Annotated in this window: 27 protein-coding genes; 11 read left to right on the top strand and 16 right to left on the bottom strand. The window is 63.6% G+C overall.

The genetic code is table 11. The annotated features are described in order from the left end of the window. Nucleotides 1–220: 220 nt before the first annotated feature. Nucleotides 221–967 (bottom strand): TetR/AcrR family transcriptional regulator, encoded by a 747-nt coding sequence (locus tag AC0L3J_RS25935; protein ID WP_473348759.1) that lies wholly within the window; start codon nucleotides 965–967, stop codon nucleotides 221–223. Nucleotides 968–1101: 134 nt separating this feature from the next. After that, nucleotides 1102–2286, bottom strand: a complete 1185-nt coding sequence (locus AC0L3J_RS25930; protein WP_473348758.1) for a patatin-like phospholipase family protein — start codon at nucleotides 2284–2286, stop codon at nucleotides 1102–1104. A 227-nt stretch (nucleotides 2287–2513) separates the two neighbouring features. Between AC0L3J_RS25930 and tgt the strand changes: the two genes are divergently transcribed. After that, nucleotides 2514–3662, top strand: a complete 1149-nt coding sequence (gene tgt / locus AC0L3J_RS25925; protein ID WP_473348757.1) for a tRNA guanosine(34) transglycosylase Tgt — start codon at nucleotides 2514–2516, stop codon at nucleotides 3660–3662. A 1-nt stretch (nucleotide 3663) separates the two neighbouring features. Here tgt and AC0L3J_RS25920 read toward each other — a convergent pair whose 3' ends face one another. Continuing rightward, the gene (locus AC0L3J_RS25920; RefSeq protein WP_456764239.1) at nucleotides 3664–3882 is read right to left on the bottom strand and encodes a hypothetical protein; all 219 of its coding nucleotides are present in this window, start codon (nucleotides 3880–3882) and stop codon (nucleotides 3664–3666) included. 223 nt (nucleotides 3883–4105) lie between these two features. Here AC0L3J_RS25920 and cysK point away from each other — a divergent pair, with 223 nt between their 5' ends. Continuing rightward, nucleotides 4106–5083, top strand: a complete 978-nt coding sequence (gene cysK / locus AC0L3J_RS25915; protein ID WP_473348756.1) for a cysteine synthase A — start codon at nucleotides 4106–4108, stop codon at nucleotides 5081–5083. Between the two features lie 3 nt (nucleotides 5084–5086). Next, nucleotides 5087–5329: a BrnA antitoxin family protein gene (locus tag AC0L3J_RS25910; RefSeq protein WP_027518078.1), complete on the top strand. Its 243-nt coding sequence runs from the start codon at nucleotides 5087–5089 to the stop codon at nucleotides 5327–5329. A 181-nt stretch (nucleotides 5330–5510) separates the two neighbouring features. Here the strand turns inward: AC0L3J_RS25910 and AC0L3J_RS25905 are convergent, their stop codons facing one another. Together AC0L3J_RS25905 and AC0L3J_RS25900 are read right to left on the bottom strand one after the other, a co-directional pair. Beyond that, nucleotides 5511–6941: a caspase family protein gene (locus AC0L3J_RS25905; RefSeq protein ID WP_473348755.1), complete on the bottom strand. Its 1431-nt coding sequence runs from the start codon at nucleotides 6939–6941 to the stop codon at nucleotides 5511–5513. A gap of 204 nt (nucleotides 6942–7145) precedes the next feature. Beyond that, nucleotides 7146–8021: a DMT family transporter gene (locus AC0L3J_RS25900; RefSeq protein WP_473348754.1), complete on the bottom strand. Its 876-nt coding sequence runs from the start codon at nucleotides 8019–8021 to the stop codon at nucleotides 7146–7148. Nucleotides 8022–8172: 151 nt separating this feature from the next. Between AC0L3J_RS25900 and AC0L3J_RS25895 the strand changes: the two genes are divergently transcribed. Continuing rightward, the gene (locus AC0L3J_RS25895; protein WP_473348753.1) at nucleotides 8173–8571 is read left to right on the top strand and encodes a RidA family protein; all 399 of its coding nucleotides are present in this window, start codon (nucleotides 8173–8175) and stop codon (nucleotides 8569–8571) included. Nucleotides 8572–8623: 52 nt separating this feature from the next. On the opposite strand, the gene AC0L3J_RS25890 is transcribed toward AC0L3J_RS25895, so the two are convergent. The 3 genes from AC0L3J_RS25890 to AC0L3J_RS25880 form a co-directional block, all read right to left on the bottom strand. Then, complete coding sequence (locus tag AC0L3J_RS25890; protein WP_473348752.1) at nucleotides 8624–9169, bottom strand: hypothetical protein; 546 nt, start codon at nucleotides 9167–9169, stop codon at nucleotides 8624–8626. Beyond that, nucleotides 9114–9458 carry a hypothetical protein gene (locus AC0L3J_RS25885; RefSeq protein WP_007590760.1) on the bottom strand — a complete coding sequence of 115 codons (345 nt, stop codon included), beginning with the start codon at nucleotides 9456–9458 and terminating at the stop codon, nucleotides 9114–9116. Before AC0L3J_RS25885 ends, AC0L3J_RS25890 begins: the two co-directional genes overlap by 56 nt. A gap of 198 nt (nucleotides 9459–9656) precedes the next feature. Beyond that, a complete protein-coding gene (locus AC0L3J_RS25880) occupies nucleotides 9657–10244 on the bottom strand; it encodes a formyltransferase family protein (RefSeq protein WP_473348751.1) in 588 nt (195 codons plus the stop codon). Between the two features lie 188 nt (nucleotides 10245–10432). Between AC0L3J_RS25880 and AC0L3J_RS25875 the strand changes: the two genes are divergently transcribed. Together AC0L3J_RS25875 and AC0L3J_RS25870 are read left to right on the top strand one after the other, a co-directional pair. Beyond that, the gene (locus AC0L3J_RS25875; protein ID WP_473348750.1) at nucleotides 10433–10720 is read left to right on the top strand and encodes a hypothetical protein; all 288 of its coding nucleotides are present in this window, start codon (nucleotides 10433–10435) and stop codon (nucleotides 10718–10720) included. 294 nt (nucleotides 10721–11014) lie between these two features. Beyond that, nucleotides 11015–11251: a hypothetical protein gene (locus tag AC0L3J_RS25870; RefSeq protein WP_473348749.1), complete on the top strand. Its 237-nt coding sequence runs from the start codon at nucleotides 11015–11017 to the stop codon at nucleotides 11249–11251. A 3-nt stretch (nucleotides 11252–11254) separates the two neighbouring features. Here the strand turns inward: AC0L3J_RS25870 and AC0L3J_RS25865 are convergent, their stop codons facing one another. The 3 genes from AC0L3J_RS25865 to AC0L3J_RS25855 form a co-directional block, all read right to left on the bottom strand. Then, nucleotides 11255–11557, bottom strand: coding sequence for a hypothetical protein (locus tag AC0L3J_RS25865; RefSeq protein WP_473348748.1), 303 nt, complete (start codon nucleotides 11555–11557; stop codon nucleotides 11255–11257). 93 nt (nucleotides 11558–11650) lie between these two features. After that, nucleotides 11651–13699, bottom strand: coding sequence for an acetoacetate--CoA ligase (locus AC0L3J_RS25860; RefSeq protein ID WP_473348747.1), 2049 nt, complete (start codon nucleotides 13697–13699; stop codon nucleotides 11651–11653). A 118-nt stretch (nucleotides 13700–13817) separates the two neighbouring features. Then, nucleotides 13818–14045, bottom strand: coding sequence for a hypothetical protein (locus tag AC0L3J_RS25855; protein WP_456764251.1), 228 nt, complete (start codon nucleotides 14043–14045; stop codon nucleotides 13818–13820). Nucleotides 14046–14269: 224 nt separating this feature from the next. Here AC0L3J_RS25855 and AC0L3J_RS25850 point away from each other — a divergent pair, with 224 nt between their 5' ends. Further along, nucleotides 14270–15379 (top strand): AI-2E family transporter, encoded by a 1110-nt coding sequence (locus tag AC0L3J_RS25850; protein WP_456764252.1) that lies wholly within the window; start codon nucleotides 14270–14272, stop codon nucleotides 15377–15379. Between the two features lie 148 nt (nucleotides 15380–15527). Continuing rightward, nucleotides 15528–15914 (top strand): NUDIX hydrolase, encoded by a 387-nt coding sequence (locus tag AC0L3J_RS25845; protein WP_179950106.1) that lies wholly within the window; start codon nucleotides 15528–15530, stop codon nucleotides 15912–15914. 1 nt (nucleotide 15915) lies between these two features. Here the strand turns inward: AC0L3J_RS25845 and AC0L3J_RS25840 are convergent, their stop codons facing one another. The 3 genes from AC0L3J_RS25840 to AC0L3J_RS25830 form a co-directional block, all read right to left on the bottom strand. After that, nucleotides 15916–16209, bottom strand: coding sequence for a hypothetical protein (locus tag AC0L3J_RS25840; protein WP_473348746.1), 294 nt, complete (start codon nucleotides 16207–16209; stop codon nucleotides 15916–15918). A gap of 105 nt (nucleotides 16210–16314) precedes the next feature. Continuing rightward, nucleotides 16315–16554, bottom strand: coding sequence for a hypothetical protein (locus tag AC0L3J_RS25835; protein WP_473248989.1), 240 nt, complete (start codon nucleotides 16552–16554; stop codon nucleotides 16315–16317). 123 nt (nucleotides 16555–16677) lie between these two features. Further along, entirely contained in the window at nucleotides 16678–16920 is a 243-nt protein-coding gene (locus AC0L3J_RS25830) for a hypothetical protein (RefSeq protein ID WP_007590794.1), read from the bottom strand. Nucleotides 16921–17041: 121 nt separating this feature from the next. Here AC0L3J_RS25830 and AC0L3J_RS25825 point away from each other — a divergent pair, with 121 nt between their 5' ends. Continuing rightward, complete coding sequence (locus tag AC0L3J_RS25825; protein ID WP_473348745.1) at nucleotides 17042–17215, top strand: hypothetical protein; 174 nt, start codon at nucleotides 17042–17044, stop codon at nucleotides 17213–17215. Between the two features lie 29 nt (nucleotides 17216–17244). Here the strand turns inward: AC0L3J_RS25825 and AC0L3J_RS25820 are convergent, their stop codons facing one another. Next, nucleotides 17245–17415, bottom strand: coding sequence for a hypothetical protein (locus AC0L3J_RS25820; protein WP_007590796.1), 171 nt, complete (start codon nucleotides 17413–17415; stop codon nucleotides 17245–17247). 462 nt (nucleotides 17416–17877) lie between these two features. On the opposite strand from AC0L3J_RS25820, the gene AC0L3J_RS25815 reads away from it, so the two are divergent. After that, a complete protein-coding gene (locus AC0L3J_RS25815) occupies nucleotides 17878–18540 on the top strand; it encodes a hypothetical protein (RefSeq protein WP_473348744.1) in 663 nt (220 codons plus the stop codon). A 192-nt stretch (nucleotides 18541–18732) separates the two neighbouring features. On the opposite strand, the gene AC0L3J_RS25810 is transcribed toward AC0L3J_RS25815, so the two are convergent. Further along, the gene (locus tag AC0L3J_RS25810) at nucleotides 18733–19092 is read right to left on the bottom strand and encodes a hypothetical protein (RefSeq protein ID WP_473348743.1); all 360 of its coding nucleotides are present in this window, start codon (nucleotides 19090–19092) and stop codon (nucleotides 18733–18735) included. A gap of 163 nt (nucleotides 19093–19255) precedes the next feature. Between AC0L3J_RS25810 and AC0L3J_RS25805 the strand changes: the two genes are divergently transcribed. Continuing rightward, a complete protein-coding gene (locus tag AC0L3J_RS25805; protein WP_456764258.1) occupies nucleotides 19256–19462 on the top strand; it encodes a hypothetical protein in 207 nt (68 codons plus the stop codon). Nucleotides 19463–19609 lie beyond the last annotated feature (147 nt).

Raw genomic sequence — 19609 nt, 5'->3', positions numbered from 1 at the left:
GGATGATCGTAAAGTATTTGCGGCCGACCTTGGGCATCGGTCGGCCGCTGAGCGTCGTGACGGTGGTACCGCCGCGGCGATCGAGGCGGTGCGGACCCCTTTGGGGCTGGTGAAAAAGCGACCCGCATCGCCCTATAATTAAACCATACCGTATCGTTTTGTTTCGGTCAACGGCGTGGGCGTGCGATCCCTCTGGAAAGATCGCAATCTCACGGAATTGTCAGCGGGATGGGCGCCGCCGCCGCGTGGTCTTGGCAGCGTCATGGAGGCGGTCCGGGGGGCCAAGCGCTCCGGCCAGGAACAGCTTGATCGTAACCCGCATGCGCTTTTCGGCGTCTTTCAGCTCGAGCGTCGTTCCGAACGTCGCCATGCGGTGGGTATGCCCCACGACGACGTCGAGAAACACCTCGGCTGCGATCGTGGTGTCTTCCATATCGAGCGCGCCTTGCGCCACCAGATGGTCGAAGAAGCGTGCCGTGGTGGCGACGGCCTTGAGCCAGCCTTCCTCCTTGCCGAGCTTGGCGATCTCGGGGAAGTTGATGGCCTGCGACGTCATCATGCGGCTGAAGGCGACGGCATCGGGACCGCAGGTGAATGTCAGCATCTCGCGCCCGATCTCGACCAGCCGCTGTTCGACCGAGATATCCGAGGCGCTGCCGAGCTGGGTCTCGGCGGCCGCGGATAGCGGTGCGAGCCATCGCGCGATCTCGCGCCGCAGCACGGCGGCGAACAGGCCGCGCTTGTCGCCGTAACGGGCATAGACGGTGGGCTTGCTCACGCGCGCGGCTTCCGCGACTGCGTCGAGCGAGGTCGAGTCAAAGCCTCGATCCAGGAACAGGCGGGTGGCGACCTCGATTAGCCGCTGATCGCGCTCGATCGCGGCGCTCTTCGTCGGCCGGCCGCCGCGCGATTTCGGCACCTCGCGCCGCTGAGCTGCTGGTCTGGTCCTGGTCGCAGTCAATCCCATGCCCAATGATTCCTGCGCGGTCGTGACATCAGTCATTGCTCTATAACGCGCAGCAACGGGTGCGTCATGGCCAATCTGGCCGAATAGGCCGCATCGTCAACCGTCTCGGCACGGCCCTGTTCCTCAGCGAGCGCCTACGGAAGCGTGGAAGTCCAGGCCTGGCCCGAAGCCGCCTTCTCATATCCGTACTGATAGAGCGCCCGCATATAGGCGGTGTCGAACCCTTCCGAGGGGGCGGCCGGATAATCGCGCGCGATGTAGGAGAGGTGGAAGCCCAGGTGGTTGCGCCGGGCAAAATCATAGGTCGAGAAGATGATCGAACGGGTTTGCGACTGGGTGATCGACGACAGGCTGCGCGAGGCGACGTCGATGGTGCTGTTGGAGACGAGCTCGAAATTGCGTTCGATCTTCTTGTTGACGAGGATGTAGATGTCCAGCTTCGCAGGGCCGGGCAGGCGACTGCCCTGGAAAAGCAGGGCTTCCGGCAGTGTCAGCACCGGGGCCGTCACGCCGCCGTCGACATGCATCTCCTGAAACCTGCGGCCTTCGCCTTCGGCGTCGATCATGATCGGCGGAAACACCAGCGGGATGCTGGCGGAGGCCGCCATCACGTCGCGAAACAGCTTGAGCGCCTCGGGCGTGCCGACCGCGGCGATCTTGCCCATGTCCCAGATCGCGGTCCGTTGGGTATCGAGATCGGTCGTCACCACCAGCAGCCTTCGGCCCTTGGCGTTTTCACGGGCGACCTGCGCCATGATTTCGGGGCCGACATAGCGGGCGACGAGCTCCCGCAACCTCGTGTTGCCGAACAGGCCGGATCCGAACAGCACGCGCATGATGCTGGGATCACTCAACAGGCTCTCGGCGACACCGCTGGTGTAGACTTCCTTCAGCGTGTCGTCATATCGCGAGCCGAGAAACGCAAAGGGCGCAATCAGGCCGCCGGTGCTCACGCCCGAGACGACCGAGAAGGTGGGACGGGTTCTGGCCGCGGTCCAGCCGTTCAGCACGCCGACGCCGTAGGCGCCATCGGCACCGCCGCCTGACAGCGCCAGATAGGACTTGCTCGCGGTGCTGGTGTCCTTCTCGAAGCTGAATTTCGTGATGGGTTCGTCGGCGTAGCGCCGGAGCCCGTCGATATCGAGCACGCGCGATGTGCTGGCTTCGGCGGCCGTATAGGGTGTGCGGGGCAGGGAGGTGCAGGCGCCGAGCGCCAGGCTGCAGGTCAGGACCAGCCATCCGAACAGGCGGGCGCCGGTCTGCCTTGCCCAGCCATGCGAACGGCCGGACGTGTCAGTCGAATTTAAAGGGAAGGGCATTGTCGGTGGCTGGCGATCACGCATCTACCGCCGCCGGCAACATCGCCGCGGCATCTCGTCCAGCCCCAAGCTAAAACTACACTGTATCGTTTTGTTTAACAAGCGCAGCAGGTGCACAATTCCGTGTCCCCGATATTGGTGTCCATTGTCCCAGTCTGATGCATCAGCCGGCCGAAGCACGCCTGAGCGGGTTGATCGGCCTGCTCCGACACGCAATAAGCACCGTCATGAATCGTCCTGACACGGGTCTGCCCAATCATTTCGAACTGCTCGCCACCGATGGCGCCGCGCGCACCGGGCGCCTGACCACCCCGCACGGCGTCGTGCGCACGCCCGCCTTCATGCCGGTCGGCACCGCCGGCGCGATGAAGGGGATGCACTGGCGCGAGGTGCGTGAGGCCGGTGCCGATATCGTGCTCGGCAATACCTATCATCTGATGCTGCGTCCCGGCGCCGAGCGGATCGCGGCACTTGGCGGCCTGCAGACATTCACCGGCTGGAATGGGCCGATGCTGACGGATTCCGGCGGCTTCCAGGTGATGTCGCTGGCGGATTTGCGCAAGGTCAGCGAGCAGGCCGTGACGTTCCGTTCGCATATCGACGGCGCCAAGGTCGAGCTGTCGCCGGAGCGCTCGATCGAGGTGCAGCGTTTGCTCGGATCCGACATCGCCATGCAGATGGACGAATGCGTGCGGCTGCCCGCCGAGCGCGCCGACATCGACCGCGCGATGCAATTGTCGCTGCGCTGGGCCGAGCGAAGCAAGCGCGCGTTCGAGAGCGCGCCCGATGGCTACATGCTGTTCGGCATCGTGCAAGGCGGCGACATCCCCCAGCTTCGCCATGCCAGCGCCCAATGCCTCGTCGAGATCGGTTTCCATGGTTATGCGATCGGCGGCCTCGCCGTCGGCGAGCCGCAGGCCGTGATGCTCGCGATGATCGACGAGACGGCGCCGCTGCTGCCGAGAGAGCGGCCGCGCTATCTGATGGGCGTCGGCACGCCCGACGACATCCTCGAGGCCGTCAAGCGCGGCATCGACATGTTCGATTGCGTGATGCCGACGCGCAATGGCCGGCATGGCGTTGCCTTCACACGCTTCGGCCAGGTCAATTTGCGCAACGCGCGCCACGCCGACGATCCGCGTCCGCTCGACGAAGAGAGTTCATGGCCGTCGGCGCGCAGCTACGCGCGCGCCTATCTGCACCACCTCGTCAAGGCGGGCGAGACGCTGGGTGCGATGCTGCTGTCCGAGATCAATATCGCGTACTACCAGTTCCTGATGCAGGGCATCAGGGACGCGATCGCACAGGGCACCTTTGAGGAGTTCTATCGGCGCACGCGCGAGGACTGGGCGAGGGGCGACATCGCCCCGCGCTAGATCAATTGCAGAGGAAGCGCTGCTTGACGGAGTGCTTGGTCACGAAGCCGTAGCCGCAATTGTCGCAGGTCCAGAGATAGCTGATCACGTGTTCCGACAGATACGCAGAACCTTCGGCGGCGACCATGGAGTCGGCGCAGACGGGGCAGGTGGGTAACTCACTGCAACGCGGAGCGCGGTTCGGTGCGACGGTCGACAACACTTCAGCGACTGCTGACATCGTGGTGACCTCCCAGCTTTGAGACCTAAGTCTAACATAAGCAGAATCAGTTGACGAGGTCGCAACACAAATGCGTTGGTTTTCTGATAATTGCAGTTCACGCGATTTTGCGATGCAGCGTATTTAACATGTGCCGCAATCTCGCTTGCGTGTCGCCGCAGGCTGTCTCTAACTGCGCAAGAGCTGCAACAGAAGCGCAAATCGTCGCCACAGGGAGTTGATCATGGACGCGTCGTCCACCACGGGTGCAGCGCACCAACCCGGCCGCGGCCGGATCTATGACTCGATCGTCGATGCTTTTGGCGACACGCCGATCGTGCGCTTGCGCCGGCTTCCTGGCATGCACGGCGTGAACGCGACCATTTTGGCAAAGCTTGAATATTTCAATCCCGCCGCAAGCGTGAAGGATCGCATCGGCGCGGCCATGATCATCGTTATGGAGAAGGCCGGCATCGTCAAGCCCGACACCGTGCTGATCGAACCAACCTCCGGCAATACCGGCATCGCGCTGGCCTTCGTCGCGGCGTCGCGCGGCTATCGGCTCAAGCTGGTCATGCCGGAGTCGATGTCGATCGAACGACGCAAGATGCTGGCTTTTCTGGGCGCCGAGCTGGTGCTGACACCGGCCGCACAAGGCATGAAGGGCGCGATTGCGACGGCCGAAGAGCTCTTGAAGACGACGCCGAATTCTGTGATGCCGCAGCAGTTCAAGAATCTGGCCAATCCCGAGGTGCACCGCCGCACCACCGCGGAGGAGATCTGGAACGACACCGGCGGCAACGTCGACTTCTTCGTCGCCGGCGTCGGCACCGGCGGCACCATCACCGGCGTCGGCCAGGTGCTGAAGCCGCGCAAGCCCTCGCTGCGCGTCGTTGCGGTCGAGCCGGAGGAGAGCCCGGTGCTGTCGGGCGGTCAGCATACGCCGCACAAGATCCAGGGCATCGGCGCGGGCTTCGTGCCTGACATCCTCGATCGCTCGGTGATCGACGAGATCGTGAAGATCAACTCGACGACGGCGATCGAGACCTCCCGGGCGCTGGCGCGGCATGAGGGCATTCCGGGCGGCATCTCCTCGGGCGCCGCGATCGCCGCGGCCCTCGAGATCGGCAAGCGGCCGGAAGCTGCGGGAAAAACCATCCTGGCTATAGTGCCGTCCTTCTCCGAGCGGTATCTTTCGACGGCTCTGTTTGAGGGAATCTAGGACATGGCGGATCAACCACCGAGGCGGCCGCGGACGTTGGGCGACGCCAGGACGGAGGCCGAGGCGGCGTTCAAGAAGGTGACGGCGAAGGTCGCCGCAGCGCCGCCAAAGCAGAACGTGGCGCCGGGGGTCAAGGAGCAGGTCACGCTGCGGATCGACCAGGACGTGCTGGAGCATTTCCAGGCCGGCGGCCCCGGCTGGCAGGACCGCATCAACGAGGCGCTGCGAAAGGCCGCGGGGAAGTAGACGCTTCGTCATTGCGAGCGCAGCGAAGCAATCCAGTCTGTTACCGCGGAGGGATTCTGGATTGCTTCGCTGCGCTCGCAATGACTGCGTGTGCTGCAGCAGCGGCCCCTCTGGACGCGCGAGAACAGCAACGAAAAAGCCCGGCGTGAGCCGGGCTTTTGTATTTGCGATTGGCCTCGCCTCAGCGGCGGAACATGCCGCCCATCATGCCACCGACGACACCGCCGACGAAGGCTGCTCCGGCAGGATCGCCGCCGCTGCTGCGATGAGGAGCCGGTGCGGGCGCGCCGCTGGCCGCGGGGGCGGCGGCCCGGCGAGCTGCCTTCTGGCTGTTGTCGCTCGCGGTCGGCGGGCCGGCCACGACCTCCGAAAGCAGAGCCTTGTGCTGGAGCTTGTTCAGGTAGCCAGACGCGGGATAGCCGCGCGCCGCCTGCCAGCGCTTGAGCACCGACCGGGTCTCGTCGCCGAACACGCCTGTCTGTTTGTTGTCGAAGCCGAGCCCGCCCAGGCGACGCTGAACGTCGCGGCGTTGGTTCTTGTCGAGGCCGATCTGATCCTCGGTAAGCTGGGTGGCCTCTTCGGTGAAGGTCGCGGGATCGACGCCAGCGGTGAGGGTACGCGTCGCGGTCGAGGGGCCGCTCTTGATGGCCGCGAGGCGTGCCAGCGCCAGCGCCTTGAACTGGCCGTTGGGGTAGGCGGAGAGATAGGCGTTGAGCTCTTCCGATTTGTTGCTCTCCTTGACCGAGCGCCAATATTCGAGCTCGACACCGTCCGAATTGCCGCCTGTTGCCGCGGGCACGACGCCAGCAGCCGTCGGTGCCGCATTGGCGACCTGGGTCGTCGGAGCCTGGTTGAGATAGACCGCGCCGATCAGATTGGTGTGGCCCCAGGGCAGCTGACCCTTGTGGGTCTCCTCGTTGACCTGAGCGCGGACCGACGTCATCGCCTGCTGGATCTCGATGCCAGGCTTGGTGATGTTGTCGATCAGCGCACGGGTGAACGGGCTGTTGTTGCCCTCCTGGCCATCGAGCGCTGTCTGGCCCGGGCCGGTGGCGAACGCGATCAGCGTGCCTTCGCCGGATTTCATCTCGGCAAGACCGCTCTGCACGTTGACGCTGCGCGTCGCGGAGTTCGACTTGATCTTGGCGGCGAATGGATTGTCGCGGCAGGCGTCAAGGAAGACCAGCTTGACCTTGGCGTCGCCCATGGTCTGCTCGAGCGTCAGATCGATGTTGATGGCGGCACCGAGCTTGACGTCCATCTCCGATTTGATGTCGGCGTCGACAGGCAGAAGATAATTGGAGCCGCCGACCGCGATGCCGTGACCGGCATAATAGAACACTGCGACATCGGAGCCCTGCGCCTTGCGGCCGAAGTCCAGCAGCTTCTCCGTCATCTGGTCGCGCGAGAGGTTCGAACCTTCGATCACCTCGAAGCCGACATTGCGCAGCGTTGCCGCCATCGCTTTGGCGTCGATCGGCGGGTTCGGCAATTGTGCGACGTTCTTGTAGGTGCCGTTGCCGACGACGAAAGCAACACGGCGGTCGGCCTTCGCGGCACTGACCGACAGTACCATGCACATCAGCGACGCGAGGAGGGTGAGAGTGCGCATCTGGAATCCCCAACAGAATCGAAATTGCAGGCAGCAACAGATTGGCAACGAACTTACATGAAGTGCCCGCCTTAACGCCATCAAAACGGCAGTTCGTCGCGTTCAACCCGCTGCTGTGTGGCAGAATGTGCACGATGGAATACCCTTCCAACGTGATCTAAATCACACGGCCACTTGGTTTTGTCGCACGAAGCGGCGCGAGGTTCAGCGTGCGCGGGCGGGAACCGGCGAAGCCGGCTTCAAGTTCAGGAGATTGCCGCAGAGGATCAGCGCCGCGCCGAGCACGGTCCAGGAGTCGAGCCGCTCGGAATAGAGCAGCCAGCCGACGGTGGCCGTGAGCGGAACCCGCAGAAAGTCCATCGGCACCACGATGGTCGCATCCGCGTACCGGAGCGCGCTGGCGAGGCAATAGTGCGAGAATGTGCCGCAGACCCCGATAACGAACAACCAACCCCACAGGGAGGCCGACGGCCAGGTCCAGACATAGAGCGTCGGGAGCAGACCCACGACCATCTGCACGACGATCATCCAGAACAGGATCGACAATGCGCTCTCGGTTCGGGTCAGTGATTTCGCCAATATCATGGAGATGCTGAAGCCGATCGCGGCTCCCAGCGCGATCAGCTGGCCCGGATTGATCTCGCCGGTGGCGGGCCGCACGATCATGACCACGCCGACGATGCCGAGCACGATCGCGGCGATCTTCCAGACGGTCATGCGTTCGGACAGGAATGTTGCGGCCAGCAGTGCCGTCCAGATCGGCATGGTGAATTCGATCGCGACGACCTGGCCGATCCCGATCAGCGTCAGTGCGTAGAACCAACCGAGCTGTGCGAAATAATGCACCCCATTGCGCGCGAGATGCTGGGGCAGGCGCTTGGTCGCGACCGCCTTGAGGCCACCGGATCGGTAGATGATCGGCAGCAGAAGCGTGAACCCGATCACCGAGCGCACTTCCATGATCTCGAAGACGTTAAGCTCACGTGTGGTCTCGCGCCCGGCGACCGCCATGACCAGCATCAGCGACAGCCAGCCCGCCATCCACAGGGCAGCCATCGTTTTGGACGGTGTGGTGTTCATCGGCGCGGGTGTGGGAGGCGAGGGTCCTGAGGGAGGGCCGGTATCGGCGACATCGTCGCCGTTTGCAACGGCCAAATCTGCCGGTGCAGCGATGCATGGCGGCGTGCTAAGGCATCACCGAACAACGAGAAAAATCGGGAGATCTTCGCTCATGGACATCTTGCAGCCGGCCGAGTGGAAAAAACCGCGCGGCTTTTCCCATGGCGTCGCGGTCGAGGGGCCGGGCCGCTGGGTGGTGCTGGCCGGCCAGACCGGCGGCGACGAGACCGGCGATTACGCGCCTGACATGGCAGCGCAGGTCGGGACCGCGCTGAAGCGGATCATCAAGCTCCTGGGCGAGGCCGGCGCCGGCCCCGAGCACATCGTCCGCCTGACTTGGTACCTGACCAGCCGCAGCGAATATGAGGCCGCCGGGACCGGCATCGGCGCGGCCTGGAAGGAAACGCTGGGGCGCAATTTTCCGCCTTCGACCTTGCTCTACATCGGCGGTCTGGTGGACGACCGGGCCAAGGTCGAGATCGAGGTCACGGCGTTTGTGCCCGGCACATAAAAAATCGACCCGGCGAGATCGCCGGGTCGATTGTCAATCTACTCGTATCGGCCTAGCGCGACAGCGAGATGTTGGCGCCGCGGAACTGGCTGTCGGCGCGCATCGTGACGTTCTGCTTGTTGCCGGACGTCTTCAGCGAGATGTTGGCGTTGAAGCCGGCGGTGGAGGCGAGCAGCTCATAGTTTCCGCCGGCGCCACGACCCGAAAGGGCGCCGCTGATATTGCGGCTGGCCTCGGACCAGCTGCCCGCGATGGCGCTGCCTTCAGCCTTGACGTTGGCGCCGAGGTTGAACTTGTAGGCGTCGCTGGCGCAGGTCAGAGACAACTCCATGGTCGGTCCGATCGGAGCGTATTTGGCCCGGCAGCGGATCCGCTCGGTCGAGCCGTCATCCAGGGTGACTGTACCTGAGCCGCTCCAGCTGCCCGCCAGCGCGGCGAACGGGCCGGACTGGGCCTTGCTCTCGGAGTTGGCAATCGCGGCCGCAAACATAACGGCGGCCGCGATCAGCAGCCGCTGGCCCAGACCGCTCGTCACGATTTTTCTATTGGCGCGATGCTTCCCACCGCCCGCTGCACGGTATGCCTGCAGATGCTCCATTCCACTTCCCCGATCCGGCGTTGCCGCTGAGTTGACCGTTGGCATATGCACCATTGATCGAAACTTTCACAAGTCCCCCGCTGCCGATGGTGCCGGAAACGTTAGCGCCGGGCGCGGTGATCTTGCCGTCGGCAACCGTCAGCAAGGAGCTTGCGGTCGGCTCGCAGGAACCGCTTTTGGTGACGATGGTGACCTGCCAGTTGCCGTCATAGGGAGTCTGGGCGAAAGCGGGCGCGGCGAGGGTGAAAACTGAAGCGGCACAGAACGCCGCAATGCGAGCAAAACGCATAAAATCCGTCCTTGAATTTGTCTGATATGCTGACCCTTATTCGGGCCAAATGTGACGGAAATTTGGTGCGGTGCCAAATCGAAAATTGTTCCTGTGGGAACAATGGTTTATTTGGGTTTCCGGCTGCAATTTTCGAAGCAGAATCAACGCCCCTTCACGTTAAGGGTAAACGTCGGGACAGCGACTCAGGAAAGGGGCTTAGGAAAGGCTTGGCGCCGTGGTCGCGAACTGCTCGTCCTGAGTCTTGGACGGCAGCGCCTTGTGGACCTTGGCGTAATCGATCACGTCGGCCAGCAATTTGAGCCCGAGCGGGGCGAGCGCGCGCTCCCACAGTTCCCGCGCCGTCTCGCCCTTCTTGACGAAGCACCACTCCTGGGCGGCGATGGCGCCGGCGTCCATGCGGTCGGCGAGGTGGTAGATCGTGCCGCCGGCGATCGGATCGCCTTCCTTGATGGTCCATTCCACGGCCGCCTTGCCGCGGTGACGCGGCAGCAGCGAGGGATGATAGCCGATCCCGCCCAGCTTCGCGGCCTCGAGCGCGTCTTTGCCGATCCGGGCGTGGCTGTGCGCGGTGACGATCAGATCGGTGTCGGGAGCGATCTCGGAGGCCACCACCAGCTTGGGATTGGCCTGGACCACGACGTCGATGCCGGCCGCCTTGGCTGTCGCGGCGAGACGATCCTCGGGGTCAGCCACCACGACCCGCACGATCGAGACACCGTGCTCCCGGAGCATGTTCAGGGTGGTCACGCCGAAATGGCGGGAGCCGACGAGGGTAATGCGCATGGGTGTCCGATCCGTCTCGCAACTGCGTCATCTCCCGATAACACGTCCGGACGTCCTGTCACCACCCGCACCGCGTTTGCGCCGGTTATCAACAATGCACCGAGCAAGCTGCGCGATGAATTCCGCGATTGCGGCGTCGGCCGGTCCGGTGCTTCCATACGCGCATGGCATCGGCTCGGAGCGAACGCATGCGAAGCGCGTGGTTTGTCCTTCTCGCGGCCCTGGTCGCAACCGTTCCGGCACGCGCCGGCGGACAGCCCTATCCGGTGGTTCCGCCCGAGGTTGGTTTGGCGCCCTTCATCGGCCCGACCTGGAACGCCTATCGCTGCGCGGAAGGGCCTGTCATCAATTTCTATCACGGCGCCTATTACGGCCAGGAGCCGCCGGCACTCTATCGGGGCTACGCATACCGGCCGCATCACCGCTACAGCGCCTACCGCAGGCTGCCGCGGAAATATTTCTGCGTTTTGGATTAGGTTCCTGTGTTTCGTTCTTAACAGAGAGATCCAGGATTTGGCGTTAGAAGGTGGACCCACCGGGGCTGGCGACATTTCAACCCGCATCCGTTTTCGAACCTGGATTTGGCCGCTGGCGGGATCGCCAGCGGCTTTTTCATGCACGGCCATCACGAAATCATCTGGCGGTAACATGATCTCAACCAGCTTGGCGTATCGACGAATCCGTCGCGGATTTGTATTGCGTACCGCGACACCGAGATTGTCCCGCCGGCGTGGGTGCGCCGTGCGGGCTTTTTCGCCGGGACCGATTTCATGCCGAGCGCGATTGAGCAGATCGTCGATGTCTATGTCCGGCTGAAGAATCGGCGCGGCCTCGACGAGCTGATGATGCACAGGCAACGGCTTGCGGTCGATCTGAAGAGCAGGTCCGGCTACGACTTCAGCCTGCCGATCGGGCAGATCGACGAGGAGATCGCGATCATCGAAGCCGGCCTCAGCCGGCTCAAGTCGGGCGATATCGCCGCGACGGACAATAGCCGGCCAGTTTGACGCTCAGTCGCGCCGGCCGCCGTCGATGACGGTGAACAACGGCCGTGCCTGGGTCGGCTCGACCAGCAATTCCTCCACCAGTGCGGTCGCCGCATCGACATATTTGCGCGTCGGCTTGTCGAGGGGACGCGCGGCCTCGTCGTCGAGCGCGACCTTTGCGGCCTCGACCAGCTTGCGCATTCGCGCCGCGTGGTCATCGCCCGCCGTCAGCGTCGCGCGGGCCAGCGAGCGCAGCACGAACAGCTCGCCCTCGAGGCGGAGCAGACGGTCGTTGAGCCTGGTGAGGACGGCGTTGAGGTCGGCCATGGCGCGCGTTCGTTTTCGGAAGATCCATCCTGCTCTAGCGGCGATCGGTGAACGGAGTCCAAACGGCATCGGCGCAATTGGGCCGATCTCCCCTCAGGTCTCGGTCCGCGCCAGATAGTCGCGTGCAAAGGCAAGATACCAGTCGAGGCAGGCGGGATTGGCCATCGCCTCCCGGTTGATGACCTTCTCGACGGGCTGGCCGAGCAGCAGCTTCTTGATAGGCAGCTCCTGCTTCTTGCCCGAGAGCGTGCGCGGAATCTCGGCGACCGCAAAAATCTCGTTGGGCAGGAAGCGGCGCGAGAGGCCGGCCTCGATCGCCTTGTTGATCCTCGCCTGCATTGCGCCGTCGAAGGCGACGCCTTCGCGCAGCACCACGAACAGCGGCATGTAGCTGTCACGGCCGAGATATTCGAGATCGACGACGAGGGAATCCAGCACCTCCGGCAAGGCCTCGATCGCGGAGTAGAGTTCGCTGGTGCCCATGCGCAGGCCATGCCGGTTGATGGTGGCATCGCTGCGGCCATAGATGATGCAGGAGCCGTCCGGGTCGACCTTGAGCCAGTCGCCATGCCGCCACACCGGCCCGCGGCCGCTGCCGTCGAAATTGTCCGGATAGGTCTCGAAATAGCTCGCGCGATAGCGCGCATCGTGCTTGTCGTTCCAGAAATAGAGCGGCATCGACGGCATCGGCTCGGTGCAGACGAGCTCGCCGACCTCGCCGATGACGGCGCGGCCCTGTTCGTCGAACGCTTCTACGGCAGCACCCAGCAGACGGCACTGCATCGCGCCCGGCGTCTGCGGCAGTTCGCGATTTCCCCCAATGAAGGCGCCGGCGAAATCCGTGCCGCCGGAGATGTTGGCCCACCAGATATCGGCCTGCGCCTTGCTGCCGTTGGTCTTCGAGAGCGCTGCGAAGCGGCTGTTGAACCAGGCTTGCGTGTCCGCGCTCAGCGGAGAGCCGGTCGAGCCGAGACATCGAAGCTGTGAGAGATCACCGGCGGCGGCGAGGTCGATCTCGGCCTTGGCGCAGTTGGCGAAGAACGCCGCGCCCGCCCCGAAGAAGGTCGCTTTGGATTGCGCGACGAAGCGCCACAGCGTGGTCCAGTCCGGCTTGTCCCTGGCGCCGCCGGGGCTGCCGTCGAAGATGCAGCAGGTGGTGCCGCTGAGCAGGCCGCCCACCTGGCTGTTCCACATGATCCAGCCCGTCGAAGAGTACCAGTGATAGCGCTCGCCGAACGAGTTCTCGTGGTAGGAGCAGCCGAGATCGTTATGCAATCCCAGCAGCGCCAGCACCACGATGACGATGCCGCCATGGCCGTGCACGATCGGCTTCGGCAGGCCGGTGGTGCCGCTGGAATAGACGATCCAGAGCGGATGATCGAACGGCAGCCACGCTGGCTCGAACGCGTTGATCGCGGCGCCCGTTGTTGCGGTAATGTCGGAGAGCAGGGCGTCCGCCGCTGCGGGCGCGGGGGCTTCGCTGTGCAGGATGACGTGCTCGACGGTCGGCAGCGATCGCCGCAGCTCGGCGAGAACGCCTTTGCGATCGTGCCGGCGTCCGGCATAGGTGACTGCGTCGCAGGCGATCAGCACTTTCGGTTCGATCTGCTTGAAGCGGTCGATCACGGCGGGCGCGGCCATATCGGGCGCGCACACGCTCCAGACCGCGCCGATGCTGGCGCTCGCCAGGAATGCGATGATGGTCTCGGGGATGTTGGGCAGATAGGCCGCGATGCGGTCGCCGGGCTTGATGCCTTTTTCTTTCAGATGCAGCGCGAGGGCCGCCGCCTTGCGCCGCAGCTCCGGCCAGCTCGTCTCGCAAAGCCTGCCGTCCTCGCCGCAGCTGACGATCGCGGGCAGGCCGGCCGCATCGGCCGCCTCCACATGGCGGAACACCTGCCGGGCATAATTGACCTGGGCGCCGGGAAACCAGACCGCGCCGGGCATCTTGCGCTCGGTGATCACGGCCGCAAACGGCGTTGGCGATTGCAGATCGTAATAGTCCCAGATGCTGTGCCAGAAGCCGTCGAGATCGCGCACCGACCATTGCCGCATCTCCTCGTAGCTGGCGAAGGTAAGGCCGCGTTGCTCGGCGAGCCAGGTGCGGTAAAGGGCGATCTGGGGAACGAAAGCTGCGGTCATTGCGTGTCGGCTTCAGTTGCGGGGCGGGGAGTTTAACCGTTGCCGCAGAGGAGCAGAAGCCGCAGTTCGGGCAGGCAGCGTTGACGCGAGTAGCTGGTCTGGGTCCGCTGGAAGCAGCCTACCATCCGGCCCCGGCCCAGCGCCTTCCGAACACGGGTGGCTTGGTCTTCACCGCTTCCCAGCCGAAGAAATGGTGCTTGCCCGACCAGGTGTGCACCACGCCGCTGCAGATGCTGCATTTGAAGCTGCCGGAATGCGCTTCGGCGTGCTCCTCCCTTGTCGCGGTGTAGTTCATGCTGCAACCCGGGCAGGTGAATTCTTCGATCGTCCAGATGGTATTGGCCATTGCACCGAAACTGGTTTGGGGGACCTCGATGGAAGCCTAGGTGCGCGCCTTTGCAACGGCGTAAACCGGTTGGGCGAAATCCGGTTAATCACCGTTAGCCAAGCCGTCGGCGACAGAGCCCGCCCCGGGCTCGGATCCGCCTCGTCTTGACGCCGGGTGCGCGGCTGGCAATAACGCTGGGCCGCGCAAGTGCCGGAACCCGCGTCAATGCCGCAAGGAAAGCCGTGCCCGTGAAAAGTCTGCGTCAGCTCCTGACGGGCGAGGACATCATCCAGCTCGTGATCCGCGTCGGCCTGCTCGGCCTGCTGATCATCTGGACCTTCCTGATCATCCGCCCCTTCGTGCCGATCCTTGCCTGGAGCGGCGTGCTCGCGGTCGCGTTCTACCCGGCCTTCAGCTGGGTCGCGAAGATCCTGGGCGGCCGGCCCAAGACCGCAGCGGCGATCCTGACCCTGATCACGCTCGGCATCGTCATCGGTCCTGCGACCTGGCTCGGCATCAGCGCAGTGGACGGCGTGCGCGAGTTGGCGCACCAGCTCGGCACCGGCGACCTCGCGCTTCAATCGGCGCCGGAGCAGCTGAAGTCGTGGCCGGTCGTTGGCCCCTGGCTATTCGACCTCTGGGAGCAGGCCTACAACAACATCCGCGCGGTGCTGCGCGAGGTGGCGCCGTATCTCCAGCCGCTGGCGGGACCGTTGCTTGGGCTCGCGGGTGACGCCGGCGTCGGCACGCTCCAGTTCCTGGTCTCGGTGTTCGTGGCCGGCTTCCTGTTTCCGCACGGGCCGCGGCTGGTTGCGGCCGGACGCGGCTTCCTGTTTCGCATCGTGCCCGAACAGAGCGAGCATTTCCTCGGGCTCGCGGGCGCGACCATCCGCGCGGTGGCGCAAGGCGTGATCGGCGTCGCGATCGTGCAGGCATTGCTCGCCGGCATCGGCTTCAAGCTTGCGGCGGTGCCGAGCGCAGGCCTGCTCGCCTTCATCGTGCTGCTGCTCTCGATCGTGCAGATCGGTGCCTTCCTGGTGCTGCTGCCGGTGATCATCTGGATCTGGACCGCCAAGGACGTCACCACCGCGCTGCTGCTCACCGTGTTTCTCGTCGTCGTCGGCTTCCTCGACACCATGTTGAAGCCGCTGGTGATGGGGCGCGGCCTGACCACGCCGACCATCGTCATCTTCGTCGGCGTGATCGGCGGCACGCTCGCCCACGGCATCGTCGGCCTGTTCATCGGCCCGATCATCCTGTCGGTGGCCTGGGAGATGATGATGGCCTGGATCAGGACGGAGGATCGGGCCGAGGCGGGGTCGAGGGCGGGGACAGCGACGGGCGAGGGCTGATCGGGCGCCTCGGACGGCGGGATCGACCTGCCTGCCGGATTCGATCAGACCTGGCGGCCTTAGCCCCGTGTGATCAAGGTCCACGGAACTTGTCTATCCGACTAGACAAGTTACCATGGGCTCGATTCTTTTTTCGATTACGGCGGACATGGCGAAGTCTTCCAAGCTGGTCGCCGCCAAGCGCGGCAAGGTATTGTTGGTCAGGCGTCGGTCGGACGGCCTGTGGATGTTCCCGGGCGGCCGCAAGCGCGCGCGAGAGTCCGACAAGGACTGCCTGCGGCGGGAGATCAAGGAAGAGCTGCCCAAGCTGAAGCTCGGCCGGATCAGCCTCTGGAAGGAAGTGACGACCAGGAACAAGCGCTCCGGCCGCAAGATGAGCGACGCGATCTTCATCGCCAAGGGCGCCAAGGGCAGGCTCGCCATCGGCGACAAAAACGAGATCGACCGCGCCGTCTGGCAGAAGCCGCGCGGCATCCGTCTGACGCCGACCTCGCGCTATATCCGCGACCGCCTGTTTCCGCGGAAGCGCGGGTGAGCTAGGCCTCCTCGTCGTCCTCCGACGAGTGCTGTATCCGTCCGGTTTGGGCCCGCGAAAAATTGGCGCGCGCTTGCGGTGCGGACATTCTGGCCATTTCGGCTTCGCGCTGCTCCTTGCGAACCTTGCGCGCGCGCTTCATGGCTTGCTTGACCTGAGGGTTCGGCGAATCCTCCGCGAAAAACAGCACCACCTCGCAGCTCGGACATTGCCTGGAATAGCCGTCCTGCAACCGTCCCGCGCGGTCGCGGAACACGGTCTTGCAGCGCGTGCACTGAATCTGGACGAAACTCATGCGCGGTCGATCGACAATGACTGATGGAAATGGATCATCAGGTGATCCCAAATGTCTGAAGAAAGCCTGAACGCGTCGGCGAGTTCAAGCCGCTCCATCAGCCGCCTATTGCTTGGCCGCTATCGTGTCCAGGCAATGGTTGAGGTAGACGGTGCGATCCCTGGGCAGCACCTTCTCGAGATCCGCCTTCAGCGCGCATTCGCGCTGCCGCATCTGCTCGGCCCGCCGCTTCTCGGCCGCCTCGCGATATTCGGGAGCGACCTTGTTGGGATCGACGAGGGCCTGCGAGCGGGCGGGAGCCGTCACGGCGAGTGCAATGGCGGTGATGATAATGAACTGTTTCAAATGAGCCTCCGTTAAAAGGCTCATTCTAGCGCTCGGGCGGCGAGGGCTCAAACGGCAAATTCGCCAAGACAACCGGCGGCACAGTTGATTTCAACTACCTGAAGTTGGGACGAGGGGAGGCCGTCACTTCGGGACGTGGTCGATCTTGTGGCCGAGATGCCCGGTGTCGTGATCGCGACGCAACTGGCTGAGCGATGTCTCGTTCAACTGGTGCAGGACCTCGCTGAGTTCAGTCGTATCCGGATAACCGGCGGCAAAACCCTTGCCGTAGATCTTGCGCAACGTACCGACCAGCGTATTGCCGTGCTTCTTGCTGATCGCGCCATCCTTGTCGCGGTGGCGATGATCCAGGCCCGTGTCCTTCATGGCTTTCTCCCTGAGTGGCGTCTGCGCGCCTGGAGAGAGCGTGCTCCCAAACGAGTTGATTGGCAACGGCACGGCGCGCGGCAGTTGAGCCTCGTCAAGGTGTGGAAAGATCGAAGGATGTGTGAAGCAGTTCACAAGCGATGGTCGGGATCGCTGCTACGAAGGCCTCATTGCTTCACCAATTGATATTTTGAAAACGCCCCAGCGCTCCACCAGGCGCTGGGGTTTTCACGTCGATCACCGCAACGGCCAGAGCGCGCGACGCGCGATCGATGGGCGGGTGCTTTCCGAATGATGCCGAAGATTGATGCCGAAGGCCGGCGACTACGCGGCTTGCTCCTCGAACGAGGTGTAGACCTGGCCACCTGGACCAATCACCTGAACGCCCCAGCACCCGTCAGCGATAAGCTCCTTGGCCTTCTTGAGGGCGGCGGTGAGTGACAGCCGCTTGAGGCTGACGATTCCTGCCGTGTCGAAACCGCTGATTTCAAACATGCCGCTCCTCCCTGTTTTGTCGAATCCTACACTTTTTGAGCGGGTTGTCTCGCGGCTTTTGGGACAGGGATACAAAACCGCGAAAACAACCCCATGCACAGTAGCTAAGTCCTGCTGGCGCAACGCTTTCTTTTTGGCACACGGCGGTCTTGCATCCGGCGGAGACGCCGGTTGACTCGTCGGGCAAAACAGGGGTAGTTTGCCAAATTCGGAAAATCCGCTTCGGGCCGCGGCGACCTCCCGGGATCGGGAGGAGCTCTCGCACCGGCCTGCGTGTCATGTCTGTCGCACGCCCCCGTAGTCGGCCGGATGGCGGGGCGTGCGGCAGGCCGCGGCCGCTAACGTGGAATTAAGCTGAAAAGCCCACAATTTTAGACAGTTGTAGATGGGTGCTGCGTAAGGGAGCCGTCGCGAGGACGTTCCGGCGACGGCTTCCTATTGCTCTCATTTGGGGTCAATGCCATGACCGCGACTTTCGAAACGCAAGGCCTTGTCGAACAGCTCGACCCTGCAGCTCTTGCTGCGGCCATCGCGGCCGACGAACCCGCAAGCTTGGACGCTCCAGAACCGATCAAGCGGTCGAGCCGCACGTCGGTCATGGCGCTATCGGTGTGTGCGCTGGCCATCAACGGCGCGGCGGCGATCTACACATGGCCGTCCGGCCTGCCATCGCTGAACCTGAGCAGCCTGGCTGATCTGCTACCGCGGCAAGAGGCTTCAGTGCCAAAGCCGGATCCGGTTGTCGCTGCCTTGAAGGATATTCAGTCGACCCAGCAGCAACACACGGCTTCGCTGCAGGAGAGCAACCAGGCACTGCAGCAAAACGCGGCTGTGCTGCAGGCGGATTCCATGGTGCTGCTTTCGCTGCGACAGAGCATCACGGACGAACGTGTCGATGTGAAGAAGGTATCCTCCCAGCTGTCCACGCTGATTGCGAAGATCGACTCGCTGCAAAATGCCATGATGTCGGACGTCACGTCCTCCGTTCGCAGAGCGCATGCGCGCTACGGACTGTCCGCAGCGATCCGCAAACGGCTCGCCCGGCAGTCGAAATCTGTAGGTCCCGTTTCAGTTGGAGGAGCGCCGCTGAGCGTGCCTGCTACAGTTTCGGCCCCGGAGAGCTGAAGATAGGATCAGGCAAGTCATCTGGACCGAGTGATCTGGGGCTATCTCCGCGCTCACTTGGCGGGCTCACGTGAGCGCGGCTTTTTACCCGACTTGGAATTACGGAATGCTGGTGACAGTGCAGTCCGCCACCGTCACCACGGATCCGAAGAAGCGATTATTGGGAGCCCGCCGGTTTACCCTGAGGGCCTTTCAATAGTAACGGCGCCTCGGACGGCGTTCGTAATAATCATCGCCGTAATAGCCTTGCCGGCCCTGTTGAAACTGCAGCGGAACCGTTCCGTTCGGGTAGCACTGGCCGTCGCGGGAATCGATATCGGCACCGTTTCCGCAAGGAACGGGATAGTGGCCATAGCCTCTGCCGCCACCATGGTACTGCCGTGCGGCCTGTTCTTGCGGCGGCAAGTAGCCGTTGGGGTAGCACATGCCGTCGCGGGCGCCGACGTCCCAGCCGTTGCCGCACGGCGGTGGGTGCACAGGGACACGGTATTGAACCTGATGAACCTCACCGAGCTGTAGAGCCAGCAAGGTTGCGACGACTGCACCGATCATCGGATTTTCTCCCAATCGCAATATGCCTACGACTGAGCGGCTGAATGATCGCTGAACGGGTTTGCGCCGGCGATCTTAACCTCATTTTAGGAAATCGTTGTCCGGCGGCGTCCCGTTAGATATAAAAGGAACCTTCCGCCAGCGTCAGTCGCGTCCGTGAGTCATGATTACGTATAAGCAGTACCATATCCAGCAAGTTGAGCACGGCCCCAAGCGCTGGGTTGCTCGCATCACGCGGACAGACGGCCAGAACATCCGCACCATCCTGCCGGCGACTGAGCGCCCCTACCTCGACACGAAGCCGACAGCGTCCCCCGAGGAAGCTGAGGCGCTTGCCAAGGAAGGCATCGACTTCGGCGGCGTGGTGTAGTCCGCCGTCGCCATCTCCCGACTTTCATTCGCGAACTCGCTGGTGACTTCATTCGCAGCGGTGGTGCGGGGCGTGCAGCTTTGTCCGTTACCGGCGATCTGCTCGACATGCTCGTTGATTGCTACGATCAGCGGCCGCTGGCATTCA

The organism is Bradyrhizobium sp. Kon37 (assembly GCF_055807535.1).
Note: the sequence above shows the minus strand (reverse complement) of the source record. Positions and strands in the feature narration are given on the sequence as shown.

What these genes read in the sequence shown, in the direction of transcription:
- AC0L3J_RS25935 (WP_473348759.1), bottom strand. Translation starts at nt 967, where the DNA reads ATGGGATTGACTGCGACCAGGACCAGACCAGCAGCTCAGCGGCGCGAG.
- AC0L3J_RS25930 (WP_473348758.1), bottom strand. Translation starts at nt 2,286, where the DNA reads ATGCCCTTCCCTTTAAATTCGACTGACACGTCCGGCCGTTCGCATGGC.
- tgt (WP_473348757.1), top strand. Translation starts at nt 2,514, where the DNA reads ATGAATCGTCCTGACACGGGTCTGCCCAATCATTTCGAACTGCTCGCC.
- AC0L3J_RS25920 (WP_456764239.1), bottom strand. Translation starts at nt 3,882, where the DNA reads ATGTCAGCAGTCGCTGAAGTGTTGTCGACCGTCGCACCGAACCGCGCT.
- cysK (WP_473348756.1), top strand. Translation starts at nt 4,106, where the DNA reads ATGGACGCGTCGTCCACCACGGGTGCAGCGCACCAACCCGGCCGCGGC.
- AC0L3J_RS25910 (WP_027518078.1), top strand. Translation starts at nt 5,087, where the DNA reads ATGGCGGATCAACCACCGAGGCGGCCGCGGACGTTGGGCGACGCCAGG.
- AC0L3J_RS25905 (WP_473348755.1), bottom strand. Translation starts at nt 6,941, where the DNA reads ATGCGCACTCTCACCCTCCTCGCGTCGCTGATGTGCATGGTACTGTCG.
- AC0L3J_RS25900 (WP_473348754.1), bottom strand. Translation starts at nt 8,021, where the DNA reads ATGAACACCACACCGTCCAAAACGATGGCTGCCCTGTGGATGGCGGGC.
- AC0L3J_RS25895 (WP_473348753.1), top strand. Translation starts at nt 8,173, where the DNA reads ATGGACATCTTGCAGCCGGCCGAGTGGAAAAAACCGCGCGGCTTTTCC.
- AC0L3J_RS25890 (WP_473348752.1), bottom strand. Translation starts at nt 9,169, where the DNA reads ATGGAGCATCTGCAGGCATACCGTGCAGCGGGCGGTGGGAAGCATCGC.
- AC0L3J_RS25885 (WP_007590760.1), bottom strand. Translation starts at nt 9,458, where the DNA reads ATGCGTTTTGCTCGCATTGCGGCGTTCTGTGCCGCTTCAGTTTTCACC.
- AC0L3J_RS25880 (WP_473348751.1), bottom strand. Translation starts at nt 10,244, where the DNA reads ATGCGCATTACCCTCGTCGGCTCCCGCCATTTCGGCGTGACCACCCTG.
- AC0L3J_RS25875 (WP_473348750.1), top strand. Translation starts at nt 10,433, where the DNA reads ATGCGAAGCGCGTGGTTTGTCCTTCTCGCGGCCCTGGTCGCAACCGTT.
- AC0L3J_RS25870 (WP_473348749.1), top strand. Translation starts at nt 11,015, where the DNA reads ATGCCGAGCGCGATTGAGCAGATCGTCGATGTCTATGTCCGGCTGAAG.
- AC0L3J_RS25865 (WP_473348748.1), bottom strand. Translation starts at nt 11,557, where the DNA reads ATGGCCGACCTCAACGCCGTCCTCACCAGGCTCAACGACCGTCTGCTC.
- AC0L3J_RS25860 (WP_473348747.1), bottom strand. Translation starts at nt 13,699, where the DNA reads ATGACCGCAGCTTTCGTTCCCCAGATCGCCCTTTACCGCACCTGGCTC.
- AC0L3J_RS25855 (WP_456764251.1), bottom strand. Translation starts at nt 14,045, where the DNA reads ATGGCCAATACCATCTGGACGATCGAAGAATTCACCTGCCCGGGTTGC.
- AC0L3J_RS25845 (WP_179950106.1), top strand. Translation starts at nt 15,528, where the DNA reads ATGGCGAAGTCTTCCAAGCTGGTCGCCGCCAAGCGCGGCAAGGTATTG.
- AC0L3J_RS25840 (WP_473348746.1), bottom strand. Translation starts at nt 16,209, where the DNA reads ATGAGTTTCGTCCAGATTCAGTGCACGCGCTGCAAGACCGTGTTCCGC.
- AC0L3J_RS25830 (WP_007590794.1), bottom strand. Translation starts at nt 16,920, where the DNA reads ATGAAGGACACGGGCCTGGATCATCGCCACCGCGACAAGGATGGCGCG.
- AC0L3J_RS25820 (WP_007590796.1), bottom strand. Translation starts at nt 17,415, where the DNA reads ATGTTTGAAATCAGCGGTTTCGACACGGCAGGAATCGTCAGCCTCAAG.
- AC0L3J_RS25815 (WP_473348744.1), top strand. Translation starts at nt 17,878, where the DNA reads ATGACCGCGACTTTCGAAACGCAAGGCCTTGTCGAACAGCTCGACCCT.
- AC0L3J_RS25810 (WP_473348743.1), bottom strand. Translation starts at nt 19,092, where the DNA reads ATGATCGGTGCAGTCGTCGCAACCTTGCTGGCTCTACAGCTCGGTGAG.
- AC0L3J_RS25805 (WP_456764258.1), top strand. Translation starts at nt 19,256, where the DNA reads ATGATTACGTATAAGCAGTACCATATCCAGCAAGTTGAGCACGGCCCC.